Here is a 14,271-nt window from a genome sequence, read left to right as displayed (position 1 = left end):
TTAGCTTTCAGTGGCTTGATGCTGACTCAGACGCCCGCTTTAGCCAGCGCAGCGGAGACAATCTGCTGGGCTTCCTGCTGTATGAGGTCCAGGTGCGCCTCGCCCTTGAAGCTCTCCATGTAGATCTTGTAGATGGACTCTGTGCCGGAGGGGCGCGCCGCAAACCAGCCGTTCTCGGTCACCACCTTGAGACCGCCGATGGCAGCGTCGTTGCCCGGCGCCTTGGTCAGCTTGGCGATGATGGGCTCACCGGCCAGGGTAGAGGCTTCAACCAGCGCCGGATCCAGCTTGGAGAGCACGGCTTTCTGGGCACTGTTGGCCGGGGCGTCGATGCGGCGATAGCTGGAGCGACCGAACTTGGCTTCCAGCGCATCGTAGTGGGCCTGGGGATCCTTGCCGGTAACGGCCAGGATCTCGGCGGCCAGCAGCGCCAGAATGAAACCATCCTTGTCGGTGGTCCAGACGGTGCCATCCTTGCGCAGGAAAGAGGCGCCGGCGCTCTCTTCGCCGCCAAAGCCGAACTCGCCGCTGTAGAGACCATCCACGAACCACTTGAAGCCGACCGGCACCTCTTTCAGGGTGCGGCCAATCTCGCCGGCGACCCGGTCGATCATGGAGGAAGAGACCAGCGTCTTGCCGACCGCAGACTCTTTCGACCAGCCGGTTCTGTGGGTAAACAGATACTGGATCGCCACCGCCAGATAGTGGTTCGGGTTCATCAGCCCCGCCTTGGTGACGATGCCGTGACGGTCGTAGTCAGGGTCGTTGCCAAGGGCGATGTCGAACTTGTCTTTGAGCGCGATCAGGCTCGCCATGGCGAACGGACTGGAGCAGTCCATCCGGATCTTGCCGTCCTTGTCCAGGGTCATGAAGGAGAAGGTGGGATCTACCTTGTAGTTGACCACCTCTATGTTCAGGCCGTAGGTCTTCGCGATCACGTCCCAGTAGGCGACACCTGAGCCACCCAGCGGATCCACACCTATCTTGATACCCGCTTTCTTGATGGCGTCCAGATCCAGCACATTTTTCAGGTCATCCACATAAGGGGTGACATAGTCGTGCTCAACCACGAACGGGCTCTTGAGCGCCTCTGCAAACGGCATCCGTTTCACCCCGGCCAGGCCGGCTTCCAGAATGGCGTTGGCGCGGTCTTCCACCCACTTGGTGATCTCCCCTTCCGCGGGGCCGCCGTGGGGCGGGTTGTACTTGAAGCCACCATCTTCCGGCGGGTTGTGGGACGGGGTGATCACCACGCCGTCCGCCAGCGCCGCAGGCTTGCCAGCCCCTTCCTTGCCAGCGTTGTAGCGCAGGATGGCATGAGAGATGACCGGGGTCGGCGTGAAGCCGAGTCCTGCCTGAATGCGCGTCTCGACCCCGTTGGCGGCCAGTACTTCCACGGCGCTGGCAAAGGCGGATTCGGACAGGGCGTGGGTGTCCATGCCGACAAACAGCGGGCCCTGGATGCCGGCCTGCTGGCGATATTCCACCAGCGCCTGGGTCACCGCCAGGATGTGGGATTCGGTGAAGGCGTTGTGCAGGGCGCTGCCACGGTGGCCGGAGGTGCCGAAGGCTACCCGCTGCTCGGGGCGGCTCATGTCCGGCTTGTTGAGGTAGTAGGCGCTGACCAGACGGGGAATGTTGGTCAGGTCACTTAAACGGGCCGGCTGACCGGCGTGGGAATGCTGTGCCATGGCGTTGTCCTTGCTTGATGGCGGCCTTGCCCGGCAAGGCCTGAGTCTGATGAAGCGTTAAATTGCGCTGCACACCTGCGCGATCACCTCTTCGCCATAGCCCATGCTGGCCATCAGCTGGGCCACCATGTTCTGCTTGCGACTGGTATTGGTATTGGTGATCACCCAGAACGGGGTCTCCGGCACCGGCTTGGGCTTGGTGGTGCTGCCGCTGGCACGCAGTGCCTCGGGATCCTGCGAGAAATAGACGCGCTTGCGCCCCTTGATTTCGGTGGCCTGGGTAAACCCGACCGGGTCATCCCGGTAGAGGGTACTGAGCACCTGCATGAAGCGGTTGATGGACTTCTCTTCTTTTTGCAGCTCACCCGAGTCGAGCAGGGCCTGCAGCCCTATGGGGTCGGCGACGACGCGCGGCTGGGCAATGGCGACCGGCTCGGCCGGCGGCACTGCGATGTGCGTGGGGTGTTCCAGCAGACGGCGCAGGATATCGGAGGCACTCTCACCAATGTGCCGGGTCTGGCTGGCGATATAGAAGTAGAGATCGTCATCAAGCTCGATGGTTTTCATAGGGATGCGCTGGACTCGTCGAAATTCGGATGCGGCGATTATACATAGGCAAACCCGGCAGCCCAAGCCAAGGGCTGGCAGATGTGCATGAATCTCATCGAGAATACGGCATAATGGCGGGCCAAGTGTGTGATCCTCCGCACTGATAGCGCATACGGGGCCATTTTTTTGAAAAAAAACCACAAAAAAATGCCTCCCAGGGAATGAAATCCTTTTTCTTTCAGTGTGTTAAAAAACAGGCGAAAAAGCCCACGACCGGCAAGGTGTCATTTTGCAACAAAACTCATTATTGAACTTCAAGGAACAGGGCCAGGGCCCGGCCGTCGTGCTGATCCACGGTCTGTTCGGCAGCCTGGACAACCTGGGGCTGCTGGCCCGCGCACTCGGCGAGCACTATCGCGTCATCAGCGTGGATCTGCGCAACCATGGCGCCTCCTTCCACAGCGACGAGATGAGCTATCCCCAGCAGGCCGCCGACGTGCTCGCCCTGCTCGATGCCCTGGCGCTGGATCAGGTATCCCTGGTCGGTCACTCCATGGGCGGCAAGGTCGCCATGCAGCTGGCCAAGCAGGCCCCCGCCCGGATCGGCAAGCTGGTGGTGGCCGACATAGCGCCGGTCGCCTATCCCCATGCCCGCCATCAGAATGTGTTTGCCGGTCTCAACGCCACCCTGCGCCAGCCGGTGCAGAGCCGCAGCGAGGCGGAAGCCCTGCTGGCCCAATACGTCGAGATCCCCGGCGTGCGCCAGTTCCTGCTCAAGTCTTTCGCCAAGGGTGAGTCGGGTTGGGGCTGGCGCTTCAACGTGCCGGCGCTGGAGCGCAACTACGCCAACATCATGGGCTGGCCCGACGACCAGAGCCGCTTCGAGGGGCCCGCGCTCTTCATCAAGGGGGGGGATTCCGACTACATACAGCCTCAGCATACCGAGACTGTGATGGCGCAATTCCCGGCGGCAAGGGCGCGGGTCATCGCCGGAACCGGCCACTGGCTGCACGCCGAAAAGCCGGTTTTGTTCAACAAATTGGTTGTGGATTTCCTGTCGACAGGCGGTTAACAGTTTCAAATCCTTTGTGATATAGTGCGCCCGTCATAAGGAGTGTGCGCAATCCATGCTGAGTGAACATATCGATCTTATCGAGAGTCTGGGCCTGAAGTTGTTCTTTCTGGCCATTTTCATATTGATTGGCCTGGCCATTCACGACGTGCTCAAACGCGGTAATGTGCCCCGTTTCGGCCGACTCATCGTCTGGTTGGTTCTCTTTCTCGGTTGCGCGGGTTTTGTCGCCAAGGGGCTGATCGAATTGGGCTGGGAAGGCTCAGGGATCGGCTAACTTATTTTCATCTGTGATGTATGGCCAAACAGCAAACTGATCGAACAACACTGGATCTGTTCGCAAATGAGAAGCGCCCCGGCAGGCCAAAGACCAATCCACTCCCCCGTGAGACCCAGCTCAAGATCAACAAGCGCAACCAGCTTAAGCGCGATCGAGAGAATGGCCTGAAACGGGTTGAGTTAAAGGTGGAGGCCGAGTTGCTGGAGCGCCTGAACCAACTTGCGTTACAACAGAACGTCAGCCGAGCCGAGCTGATCCAATCTATCCTGAAGCAACAGATTGAGTCTGCTTTCGCAGCAGGCATCGCAATCTGACCGTTAAGCATTAACACCAGATACGGGTAACTAAACACTATGGCTAGTGTAGGTCTGTTTTTCGGCAGCGATACCGGTAATACCGAAGCTGTCGCCAAGATGATCCAGAAAGAACTGGGCAAACAACTGATTGAAGTCCGTGACATTGCCAAGAGCAGCAAGGCCGACATCGACAGCTTCGATCTGCTGATGTTCGGTATCCCGACTTGGTACTACGGCGAAGCCCAAGCCGATTGGGATGACTTTTTCCCCGAGCTGGAAGAGATCGACTTCACCAACAAGCTGGTCGCCATCTTCGGATGCGGCGATCAGGAAGACTATGCCGAGTACTTCCTCGACGCCATGGGCACACTGCGTGACATAGTCGAAGCCAAAGGCGCCATCATCATCGGCAACTGGCCAACCGCCGGTTACGAATTTGAAGCCTCCAAGGCTGTGGTGGATGACAAGCACTTCGTCGGTCTGGGTATCGACGAAGATCGCCAGCCGGAGCTGACCGCCGAGCGCGTCAAGGGCTGGTGCAAGCAGCTGCATGAAGAGATGTGCCTGGCCGAGCTGGAGTGATCCGGCAAGCCAGCCACCTCTGACAACAAGGGCCCCATCGGGGCCCTTGTTGTTTCTGCGACATGCTCTTGCTAGCCGCCCCTGTGTTCGGGTTTGGCGCGCACATAGAGGGTGCGTTTGACCTGGGCCACCAGCTCGCCCCCCTTGTCCTGCACCGTCACCTCGAACTCGGGGAAATGCTTGTTGCCCCCCTCGGTCGCCGCCGCTATCTCGGCCAGCTTGCCGTCGGTCAGGTTGAATTCGGCCACCAGCTTGCCCTTGCCCGGCTTGATGTAGTTGATGCTGCCCGCCTTGTCCCAGACGTAATAGCGGTTCTTGAAATAGCCCATCAGCATCAGCGGATAAATGGGGTCCGTCATCGCAAACATGCTGCCGCCAAACTGGGTACGGTTGGCGTTCTTGTTCCACCAGCGGGACTTGAGCGTCACCCGGCAGTAGCGAAAATCATCGCTCAGCGCCTCTATCTTGATGCCGGCGCCCCAGAAGGGGGGCCAGGCGTTGAGGGCGCGGCGCACCCAGGCCGCGTTGTCAAAAAGCCAATCCATGGATCTCATCCGACCAGACAATGAAGAAGGTTACATCTTATCAACATTCGACGGGCGAGCAAGCCGGTGCCGCGATTTCACCAATTCGGCCAGATAGCGGACTTTGCGCTAAAGCCCTTGAATTACTGGGTTTATTTTTAGGTAAGCTACGACCTATAATGACAGGCCAAGCGAGTTCGTGGTTGCCATTCCAGCGGCAGTCAATCAGAATAACCACACCTTCGAGAATGCGAATAAGTAGAATATGGCAGACAACAACCAAGCGTTAAAAAAGGCCGGGCTCAAGATCACCTTGCCCCGCGTCAAAATCCTGGAAATCCTGCAACAGCCGGATTGCCAGCACACCAGTGCGGAAGATCTGTACAAACGACTGATCGACCAGGGTGAAGAGATTGGTCTCGCTACCGTATATCGCGTTCTCAACCAGTTTGATGATGCCGGTATTGTTACCCGTCACCACTTCGAAGGGGGCAAGTCGGTGTTCGAGCTGGCCACCCAGGAACACCACGACCACCTGGTCTGCCTCGATTGTGGCAAGGTGATCGAGTTCTCCGACGAGGTGATCGAGCAGCGTCAGCGCGACATCGCCAAGCTGCACAACATTCGCCTGACCAATCACAGCCTCTATCTGTACGGCCACTGCGCCAACGGCGACTGCAAGCACGACGATTGATAACGGCTTGCACCGGTCAATAAAAAAGCCAGCATAGCGCTGGCTTTTTTTGTGTCCGCAATCCGGACAAGAGGAGCAGGGTCTCCCCTGCCCTCTGCTTGTCAGGCCTCGGCCTTGCCCCAGACGTCACGCAGGGCCACGGTGCGGTTGAACACCAGGTGCTCGGCGCTGGAGAGCTTGTTGTCGGCGCAGAAGTAGCCTTCACGCTCGAACTGGTAGGCAAACTCCGGCTTGGCGTTCTGCAGGGAGGCTTCCACGCGGGCGCCTTCGATGATCACCAGGGAGTCCGGGTTGAGCGCCGCCTCGAAGTCAGCCTCGGCACCCGGGTTCGGCATCTTGAACAGACGGTCATAGAGACGGATCTCGGCCGGCAGGGAGTGAGTGGCGGAGACCCAGTGGATCACGCCCTTCACCTTGCGGCCATCGGCCGGATCCTTGCCCAGAGTCTCGGGATCGTAGGAGCAGTAGATGCAAGTCACCTTGCCATCCGCATCCTTCTCGACCCGCTCGGCCTTGATCACATAGGCGTTGCGCAGGCGCACTTCCTTGCCCAGCACCAGCCGCTTGAACTGCTTGTTCGCTTCTTCTTTGAAGTCCGCTTCATCGATGAAGATCTCGCGGGTAAAGTTCAACTCGCGGGTGCCCATCTCGGCGTTGTTCGGGTGCGCCGGTGCAGTCAGCACCTCGTCGGCCGCCAGGTTCTCGATGACCACCTTCACCGGATGCAGCACGGCCATGGCGCGCGGTGCATTCTCGTTGAGATCGTCACGGATGCAGGCTTCCAGCATGCTCATCTCGACTATGTTGTCCTGCTTGGTCACGCCGATGCGCTTGCAGAACTCGCGGATGGAGGCAGAGGTGTAGCCACGACGACGCAGACCGGAAACGGTCAGCATACGCGGATCGTCCCAGCCATCCACGTGCTTCTCGGTCACCAGCAGGTTCAGCTTGCGCTTGGACATGACGGTGTATTCGAGGTTCAGACGAGAGAACTCGTACTGACGTGGGTGGCAGTCGATGGTGATGTTGTCCAGCACCCAGTCATACAGACGACGGTTGTCCTGGAATTCCAGGGTACAGATGGAGTGGGTGATCCCTTCCAGCGCGTCCGAGATGCAGTGAGTGAAGTCATACATCGGGTAGATGCACCACTTGTCACCTGTCTGGTGGTGGTGGGCAAACTTGATGCGATAGATGACCGGATCGCGCATCACCATGAAGGGGGACGCCATGTCGATCTTGGCGCGCAGGCAGGCGCTGCCTTCGGCGAACTCGCCGTTCTTCATCTTGGCAAACAGCGCCAGGTTCTCTTCCACACTGCGATCACGGAACGGGCTGTTCTTGCCGGCTTCGGTCAGGGTGCCGCGGTATTCGCGCATCTGCTCGGCAGACAGCTCGTCCACATAGGCCAGACCCTTTTCGATAAGCTCGATGGCGTAGCCGTGCAGCTTGTCGAAATAGTCGGAGGAGTAGCAGATCTCGCCGTTCCACTGGAAGCCGAGCCACTGCACGTCCTGCTTGATGGACTCCACGTATTCGATGTCTTCTTTCACCGGGTTGGTGTCATCGAAACGCAGGTTGCACTGGCCCTGATAGTCACGGGCGATGCCGAAGTTCAGGCAGATGGACTTGGCGTGGCCGATATGGAGATAACCGTTCGGCTCGGGCGGAAAACGGGTATGCACGCTCTTGTGCTTACCGCTGGCCAGATCTTCATCAATGATCTGACGAATAAAGTTAGTTGGGCTGTTCGCCTGACTCATGGCTCACCTCAAAAATGCGTCACTGGCGGAAGTTGTGCCGGCTGGCACCCTCATACCCCCGCCGTCAAGCCGGTTATGATCCCTCATTACGCGCCCTGTCTCAACCTGAATTTACCCAATTCGGGGCGCGGGCAGGCCAAAATGGCACGCGCCCGCAGGCTGAATGTCATGACGGATAAAAAAAGACCCCGCACTGGGCGGGGTTCAAGGTGATGAAAAAACAAAAACAGACAATACACACACACAACAAAGGCTCACACGCACAGTCAACCTTTCCCAAGACCGATGTGTTATCGGGCTTGGGAAAGGCGGGTCTTGCGACCCACCTTGCGTTATGGATTGAGGGCTATCAGTTCAGCTCGGTGACGCGGCTGGTGCGCTTGCCATCGAAGCTGGTGGTACGCAGGTAGACCTTGCCGGTCACGCTCGGCTTGGCCGCGGCGTCGTAGGCGCTCCAGCTCTTGCCGTCCAGGCTGTACTGGATGGGCAGACCCGGCAGATCCACGTTCGCTTCCAGCTTGCCGTCGATGACCTTGGCGCCCGGCACCGAGAGACGATACTCGACGCCCTGGACATCCAGTTTCGGCAGGATGCGCTGACCCAGCAGGTTGGCGAACTGGTTCCACTCCTTGTTCAGGGTGGCCTTGTTGACATGCTTGGTCTCGCCGGAGAACTCGCGACCCTTCACATAGTTCAGCTCGAAGCCGCCCTTGTGCCAGGCACGCTCGGCCATGGAGAAGATGCGCGGGTAGACCATGTACTCGTATTGAGCATCGGTACGCACGGTTTCACTCCACTGCTGACCGGAGATCCCGCGGAACTTGACCGGATCCTGGTCACCCTTGGCCACGAAGGCGTTGCCGTCGCGGTCAACCGAGGTCTCGGCGTTCTGCGGCAGGTTTTCCGGGGCGAAGGCGAACACCTTGCGGGTGTCGTTGACGCGGGTTGCCCAGTAGTAGCCGCGCTCGGCCGGGTGCACCTCGTTCGGGAAGTCGAAGTAGAGGTAATCCGGGTTGGAGAGCACGACGTCATAGCCCTTGTGCGCCCACTTCATCGCCTCGTTGAAGCCACCCCAGTAAAGGGTTTCCCAGAAGTTGACCACTGTCTTGTCGGTGGCAAAATCCTTGGCGCTATTGGCGTACTTGAGGCCATCTTCCCATGCCTGCAGGGTGGAGAAGCCACGGCTCTTGGCCAGCTCGCTCACTTCCTTGGCGAAATAGACCGGCAGCTCGGCCACGTCCTTGATCTTGCCATCGTCGATCATCTTCTGGCAGACCGGCGACTTGCCGAACGGCTTGTCCTGCTTGCTGGAGTCGACGTTGCCCTTCCAGGCGACCAGCTCTTCTTTTTTGGTGACGGCCGGATCCTGATAGCCACCGCCCTGCATGATGTTCTTCGCCTCATCACCACCGTAGTGCCAGGCAGTCAGCGGCTGGCCGGCGGCCTGGTGCATCTGGGCCACTTCATCCATCACCTTGCTCACGAAGGTGGCAGCACCCGGCTGGCAAGGGTTGATGAAAGACATCTTGTCGTAGAACTGCACCGAGGTGACGTTGGAGGTATCCGCCGGGTCGGTCAGACGGAACTGGTTGGCTTCCGCTTCTTTGCCCTCGGCCATCAGACGCTGGTAGCGCGCCTCCATGGAGACCACGGCGGCACGAGCGTGGGCCGGCATGTTGATCTCGGGGATCACGGTCACGCCACGGGCCTTGGCATAACGCACCAGGTCGATGTAGTCGGACTTGCTGTAGAAACCGGAGCCCTGGTTGTCGCTGGTCGGGCCGGAACCCAGCTGCGGCATCAGGCATTTGGTCTCGGAGATATCATGACAACGCTGGCTGCCCACGTCGGTCAGCTCCGGCAGCCCCGGGATCTCCAGACGCCAGCCTTCATCGTTGGTCAGTCCCAGGTGCAACTTGTTGAGCTTCATGGCCGACATCTGGTCGATCAGCTTGTGCAAGGTTTCCGGGCTTCTGAAGTGGCGGGCCACGTCGGTCTGCATGCCGCGGTATTCAAAGCGCGGCGCATCCTCGACGCTCATCTGGCTGACCAGCTTGTCGTTGACCCCCAAGAGGGAGATCAGGGACTGCGCGCCCCAGAAGGCGCCTTCGATGTCATGACCCTGGATCACAGTGCCTTTCGGGCCTACGGTCATGTCATAACCTTCGGCCTGCTTGAGCTTGCTGCCGAGCTTGACGGTCACTGGATAGCCGGTGTCGGAGAGGGTAACACCCAGCTTGGTCAGTTGAGCCTTCAGGGCGTCGGCGCGATCGCTCGGCAGATCCAGCGCATTGAGCTTGATGGCGGAGAAGTCAACCTGCGGGCCCGCCTTGATGACTTGCTTGAGCGGGGTCGGCAGTATCTGGTCATCGATCTTGCTGGCCGGCAGCAGGCTGCTGGTCAGGTTGGCGGCGAAACGGGTTTCGCTGTTCATCAGGATGTTGTTGTCATCCTTGGTGCGCTTCCAGCCGTCGGCCGGCATCGGCTTCTCGTAGGTGCTGGCGTCGTCGATGTTGCTCATACTGGCCAGCACTTTCGGCTCGGCACCTTCGCTGGCGACATACCAGTTCGGCATGATGTCAGATTCGAACAGTACCCAGTATTCCACCACCAACGGCACTTCGACCGTGGCGTCCTTGGCAAAGCCCTTAAACTGCTCGGTTGGCGTCAAACGATAGAGGTCGCCGGTCAGATGGGTGATGGTGAACTGGTCGTTGTCGACACGCTGGATGCGACGGATGGAGGAGACATAGATGCTCCAGTCCTTGGAAGTCACGTCAGCACCTGTATTGGTCAGGTGCAGCTTGGCAACGCCACAGCTCGCCCACTCGGAACCCAGTGCCTGGCAATCGAGGCCGGCGCCGGCACCGTCGTTGGTGACGACTTCGTACTTGACGACGAGGTTGCTGGCGAGGGAATCGACCACGGCTTGCTTGGCGGCATCGGCTGCCTGTACCTGGCTGACGAAAACGGTAGACATGGCAATGGCTAACAGAGAATGTTTCAAGTTCATAACTGCTGCTCTCATTTGAAGTAAAGGTTGGAATTTCTTGGCTTTTTTTATATTGGGCCCCGAGGCGGGGCCCTAGTTATGTCAACAATGGACTTAGACTTGAGGCGAGCTTGGCGCCCGATTAACGCAGGGCCTTCATCTCACCGGCGATGATTTCGGCCAAGGGGCCCAGAATCACCTGCAGGTTCTGTTCACCGAGCTTGACCACACCGGCCGCGCCCAGGGCTTTCAGCTTGCGCTCATCCACTATGCTGCGGTCTTTCAGGGTCAGACGCAGACGGGTGATGCAGGCATCTATGGTGACCAGGTTCTCTTGACCACCCAGTACTTCCAGATACTGGCGAGCCAGTTCGGTGCGGTCTGTGGTCTGAGCCTGTACCGGTACGGCTTCGTCATCTTCACGACCCGGGGTTTTCAGGTTGAACTTGACGATGACGGCACGGAATATGACGTAGTAGAGGCCGAAGAACACCAGACCCTGTGCCAGCAGCATGTACCAGTGAGTCGCCAGCGGGTTGCGGCTGGAGAGCACCATATCCACCAGACCGGCACTGAAGCCGAAACCGGCAATCCACTGCATGCTGGCGGCGATGAACACGGAGATACCGGTCAACACGGCGTGGATGACATAGAGCACGGGTGCCACGAACATGAAGGAGAATTCGAGCGGCTCGGTCACACCGGTGAAGAAGGCGGCGAAGGCGGCGGCGATCATGATGGATGCAACCTTGTCCTTGTTCTCTTTCTTGGCGGAGTGGTAGATGGCCAGCGCGGCGCCCGGCAGACCGAACATCATGATGGGGAAGAAGCCAGCCTGGTACATACCAGTGACACCCACAACCGCTTTACCGGCGTCGATGGAGGATTGGCCACCCAGGAAGTTCGGGATGTCGTTGATGCCGGCCACGTCGAACCAGAACACTGAGTTCAGGGCGTGGTGCAGACCCACGGGGATCAGCAGACGGTTGAAGAAGGCGTAGATACCGGCACCGGTAGAGCCCAGGTTGACGATGGATTCACCGAAGGAGACCAGGCCACCATAGATAACCGGCCAGACGGCCATCAGGATGAAGGCGACGACTATCATCACCACTGAGGTCACGATCGGCACCAGACGACGGCCAGAGAAGAAGGCCAGCGCCTTGTGCAGTTCGACGCTGCTGAAGCGGTTGTAAAGCTCGGCGGCGATCACACCGGTCAAGATACCGATGAACTGGTTCTCAATCTTGCCGAATGCGGCAGGCACTTGATCCAGCGGGATCTGCTGGATTTGCGACACGGCGCCCGGGCTCAGCAGTGTGGTCACCACCAGGTAGCCGACCAGACCGGCCAGCGCGGCGGAACCGTCTTTATCCTTGGACATGCCATAGGCGACACCGACAGCAAACAGTATGGCCATCTTGTCGATAATGGCGGCACCCGCCTTGATCAGGAAGGCAGCCAGCGCGCTGTCACCACCCCAACCGTTCGGATCAATCCAGTAGCCAACCCCCATCAGGATCGCGGCGGCAGGCAATACCGCTACCGGCACCATCAGGGCACGGCCGATCTTTTGCAAATAACCGAGAATGTTCACGGTTCCTCTCCTTAGTTAATGTTTTTCTAGAAATTAAGTGCTTATCACGTTTGACGCATAAGCCATCAAGGCTTGTTTGGCAGTCTAGGGCTTTTATTTCGCTGCGCAAATTAATAAACGTATATTCGTGATCATTATCACCCAAACGAGATAAAGGTAGCGGATACATGTGGCTTAGTTCGCAATCTTTATTTACGCTATAAAACAACTTGAATCCGTCTCAGCCTATTTGCCGCCGACACCCCGGCAGCAACCCGTACAGAGGTATCTACAATGCGCCTGATCCCGTTGAAATCTGCCAGCCAAGTGGGCCTGTGGTCTGCCCGTTACATCGTTGACCGTATCAATGCGTTCAAACCCACTGCCGATCGCCCCTTCGTACTGGGCCTGCCCACCGGCGGCACCCCGCTCAACACCTACAAGCGCCTGATCGAGCTGCATAAAGCGGGCGAGGTGAGCTTCGAGCACGTGGTCAGCTTCAACATGGACGAATACGTCGGCCTGCCGGAAGATCACCCCGAGAGCTACCACAGCTTCATGCACAACAACTTCTTCTGTCACATCGACATCCGCCCCGAGAACATCAACATCCTCAACGGCAACGCCCCGGATCTGGTGGCCGAGTGCAAGCGCTACGAGGAGAAGATCAAGTCCTACGGCAAGATCAACCTCTTCATGGGCGGCGTCGGCAATGACGGCCACATAGCGTTCAACGAACCGGCCTCTTCCCTCTCCTCCCGTACCCGGGTCAAGACCCTGACAGAAGACACCCGCATCGCCAACTCCCGCTTCTTCGGCGGCGACATGGAGCAGGTGCCCAAGCTGGCGCTGACCGTGGGTGTCGGCACCCTGATGGACGCCGAAGAGATCATGATCCTGGTGACCGGCCACGGCAAGGCCCAGGCCCTGCAAGCCGCAGTGGAAGGCAGCGTCAACCACATGTGGACCATCTCCACCCTGCAACTGCATCCGAAGGGAATGATGGTGTGCGACGAGCCCTCCACCATGGAGCTCAAGGTCAAGACGGTGCGTTACTTCCAGCAGCTGGAAGCCGCCAACATCGGCCGTCTGTAAGGAGCCACCATGTACGCATTGACCAACTGCACCCTCTACACCGGCAGCTGTGTGCTGACCGGTTACGGGGTGGTGATCGAGGGCGACAAGATTGTCGCCATCTCCCGCCGGGCCGAACTGCCCGCCGGCATAGAACAACATGATCTGCACGGCGCCAACCTCTGCGCCGGCTTCATCGACGTGCAGCTCAACGGCTGCGGCGGCGTCATGTTCAACGGCCACATCACCACCCAGACTCTGGCGACCATGCAGGCCGCCAACCTGAAATCCGGTACCACCAGCTTCCTGCCGACCCTGATCACCAGCCCGGATGCGGACATGAAGCAGGCCGTCGCCGTGACCCGCGACTACATGGCCGCCCACCCCAACGAAGTGCTGGGCGTGCATCTGGAGGGGCCCTACACCAACCTCAAGCGCAAGGGCATTCACCCGGCCGAGCAGATCCGCCAGCCCGCCGACGAGATGATCGACTTCTTCTGTGCCAACAGCGACGCCATCGCCAAGATCACCCTGGCGCCGGAGCGCAACAAGCCGGAGCACATCCGCCAGCTGGTGGAAGCGGGCATCCTGGTCTCTGCCGGCCATACCGCCGCCAACTACGATCAGGCCATGGCCGGCTTTGACAACGGCATCCGCTTTGCCACCCACCTCTACAACGCCATGACCCCGACCGTGAACGGCCGCGAGCCGGGCGTAGTGGGCGCCATCTACGATCGCAAGGATGTCTATGCCGGCGTCATCGTCGATGGGCATCACGTGCACTGGGCCAACGTGCGGCTGGCCCACAAGATGCTGGGGGATCGGCTGGTGCTGGTCACCGACGCCACCGCCGCAGCCGGTGCGCCGGAAGGCTTTGAGAAGTTTGATTTTTGTGGCGCAACCGTCTATTTCCGCGATGGTCAGTGCGTCGACGAGAATGGTACACTCGGCGGTTCTGCCCTCACCATGATTGAAGGGGTGGAAAATCTGGTCAAACAGGTCGGATTACCGCTCGATGAAGCACTGAGAATGGCCACCCTATATCCCGCTCGCGCCATTGGATGGGACTCACGTCTCGGTAGTATCCAGGTCGGAAAAATAGCCAACCTGACTGTCTTTGATCAGGCCTTCACGGTCTGCGGGACCGTGGTTAACGGACACTACACAACACAGTGACA

The 14,271-nt window shown here is 59.1% G+C and carries 13 protein-coding genes; 7 read left to right on the top strand and 6 right to left on the bottom strand.

Annotation, left to right across the window (positions count from 1 at the left end; all coding sequences use genetic code 11):
* Window positions 1-26: 26 nt before the first annotated feature.
* Together pgm and seqA are read right to left on the bottom strand one after the other, a co-directional pair.
* Window positions 27-1,691 (bottom strand): phosphoglucomutase (alpha-D-glucose-1,6-bisphosphate-dependent), encoded by a 1,665-nt coding sequence (pgm, locus tag AACW87_RS07300; protein ID WP_241324598.1) that lies wholly within the window; start codon window positions 1,689-1,691, stop codon window positions 27-29.
* Between the two features lie 57 nt (window positions 1,692-1,748).
* Window positions 1,749-2,258: a replication initiation negative regulator SeqA gene (gene seqA, locus AACW87_RS07295; RefSeq protein WP_043138558.1), complete on the bottom strand. Its 510-nt coding sequence runs from the start codon at window positions 2,256-2,258 to the stop codon at window positions 1,749-1,751.
* Window positions 2,259-2,547: 289 nt separating this feature from the next.
* On the opposite strand from seqA, the gene AACW87_RS07290 reads away from it, so the two are divergent.
* Genes AACW87_RS07290 through fldA form a run of 4 tightly spaced genes read left to right on the top strand, consistent with a single transcriptional unit; the run spans window position 2,548 to window position 4,470 of the window.
* Window positions 2,548-3,312 (top strand): alpha/beta fold hydrolase, encoded by a 765-nt coding sequence (locus AACW87_RS07290; protein ID WP_241325014.1) that lies wholly within the window; start codon window positions 2,548-2,550, stop codon window positions 3,310-3,312.
* Between the two features lie 55 nt (window positions 3,313-3,367).
* Complete coding sequence (locus AACW87_RS07285) at window positions 3,368-3,589, top strand: DUF2788 domain-containing protein (RefSeq protein ID WP_042036907.1); 222 nt, start codon at window positions 3,368-3,370, stop codon at window positions 3,587-3,589.
* Window positions 3,590-3,609: 20 nt separating this feature from the next.
* Window positions 3,610-3,906 (top strand): LexA regulated protein, encoded by a 297-nt coding sequence (gene ybfE, locus AACW87_RS07280; RefSeq protein WP_005309699.1) that lies wholly within the window; start codon window positions 3,610-3,612, stop codon window positions 3,904-3,906.
* 39 nt (window positions 3,907-3,945) lie between these two features.
* Window positions 3,946-4,470: a flavodoxin FldA gene (gene fldA / locus AACW87_RS07275; protein WP_017412672.1), complete on the top strand. Its 525-nt coding sequence runs from the start codon at window positions 3,946-3,948 to the stop codon at window positions 4,468-4,470.
* A gap of 71 nt (window positions 4,471-4,541) precedes the next feature.
* On the opposite strand, the gene AACW87_RS07270 is transcribed toward fldA, so the two are convergent.
* Window positions 4,542-5,015 carry a DUF4442 domain-containing protein gene (locus tag AACW87_RS07270; protein WP_172955377.1) on the bottom strand — a complete coding sequence of 158 codons (474 nt, stop codon included), beginning with the start codon at window positions 5,013-5,015 and terminating at the stop codon, window positions 4,542-4,544.
* Between the two features lie 244 nt (window positions 5,016-5,259).
* Between AACW87_RS07270 and fur the strand changes: the two genes are divergently transcribed.
* On the top strand, window positions 5,260-5,688 hold the full coding sequence (fur, locus tag AACW87_RS07265) for a ferric iron uptake transcriptional regulator (RefSeq protein ID WP_042036904.1): 429 nt from the start codon (window positions 5,260-5,262) through the stop codon (window positions 5,686-5,688).
* 101 nt (window positions 5,689-5,789) lie between these two features.
* Here the strand turns inward: fur and glnS are convergent, their stop codons facing one another.
* From glnS to nagE, 3 genes are all read right to left on the bottom strand, one after another.
* The gene (gene glnS / locus AACW87_RS07260) at window positions 5,790-7,451 is read right to left on the bottom strand and encodes a glutamine--tRNA ligase (protein ID WP_043138570.1); all 1,662 of its coding nucleotides are present in this window, start codon (window positions 7,449-7,451) and stop codon (window positions 5,790-5,792) included.
* 349 nt (window positions 7,452-7,800) lie between these two features.
* Window positions 7,801-10,464, bottom strand: coding sequence for a beta-N-acetylhexosaminidase (locus AACW87_RS07255; protein ID WP_241324597.1), 2,664 nt, complete (start codon window positions 10,462-10,464; stop codon window positions 7,801-7,803).
* Window positions 10,465-10,585: 121 nt separating this feature from the next.
* Window positions 10,586-12,040: an N-acetylglucosamine-specific PTS transporter subunit IIBC gene (gene nagE, locus AACW87_RS07250; RefSeq protein ID WP_241324596.1), complete on the bottom strand. Its 1,455-nt coding sequence runs from the start codon at window positions 12,038-12,040 to the stop codon at window positions 10,586-10,588.
* A 273-nt stretch (window positions 12,041-12,313) separates the two neighbouring features.
* Between nagE and nagB the strand changes: the two genes are divergently transcribed.
* Both nagB and nagA read left to right on the top strand, forming a co-directional pair.
* Window positions 12,314-13,114, top strand: coding sequence for a glucosamine-6-phosphate deaminase (nagB, locus tag AACW87_RS07245; protein ID WP_042872490.1), 801 nt, complete (start codon window positions 12,314-12,316; stop codon window positions 13,112-13,114).
* Window positions 13,115-13,123: 9 nt separating this feature from the next.
* Complete coding sequence (nagA, locus tag AACW87_RS07240; RefSeq protein WP_098984506.1) at window positions 13,124-14,269, top strand: N-acetylglucosamine-6-phosphate deacetylase; 1,146 nt, start codon at window positions 13,124-13,126, stop codon at window positions 14,267-14,269.
* Window positions 14,270-14,271 lie beyond the last annotated feature (2 nt).

The organism is Aeromonas sp. MR7 (assembly GCF_963899385.1).
Lineage (GTDB): Bacteria > Pseudomonadota > Gammaproteobacteria > Enterobacterales > Aeromonadaceae > Aeromonas > Aeromonas bestiarum.
This window is presented reverse-complemented; position numbering and strand designations above follow the sequence as displayed.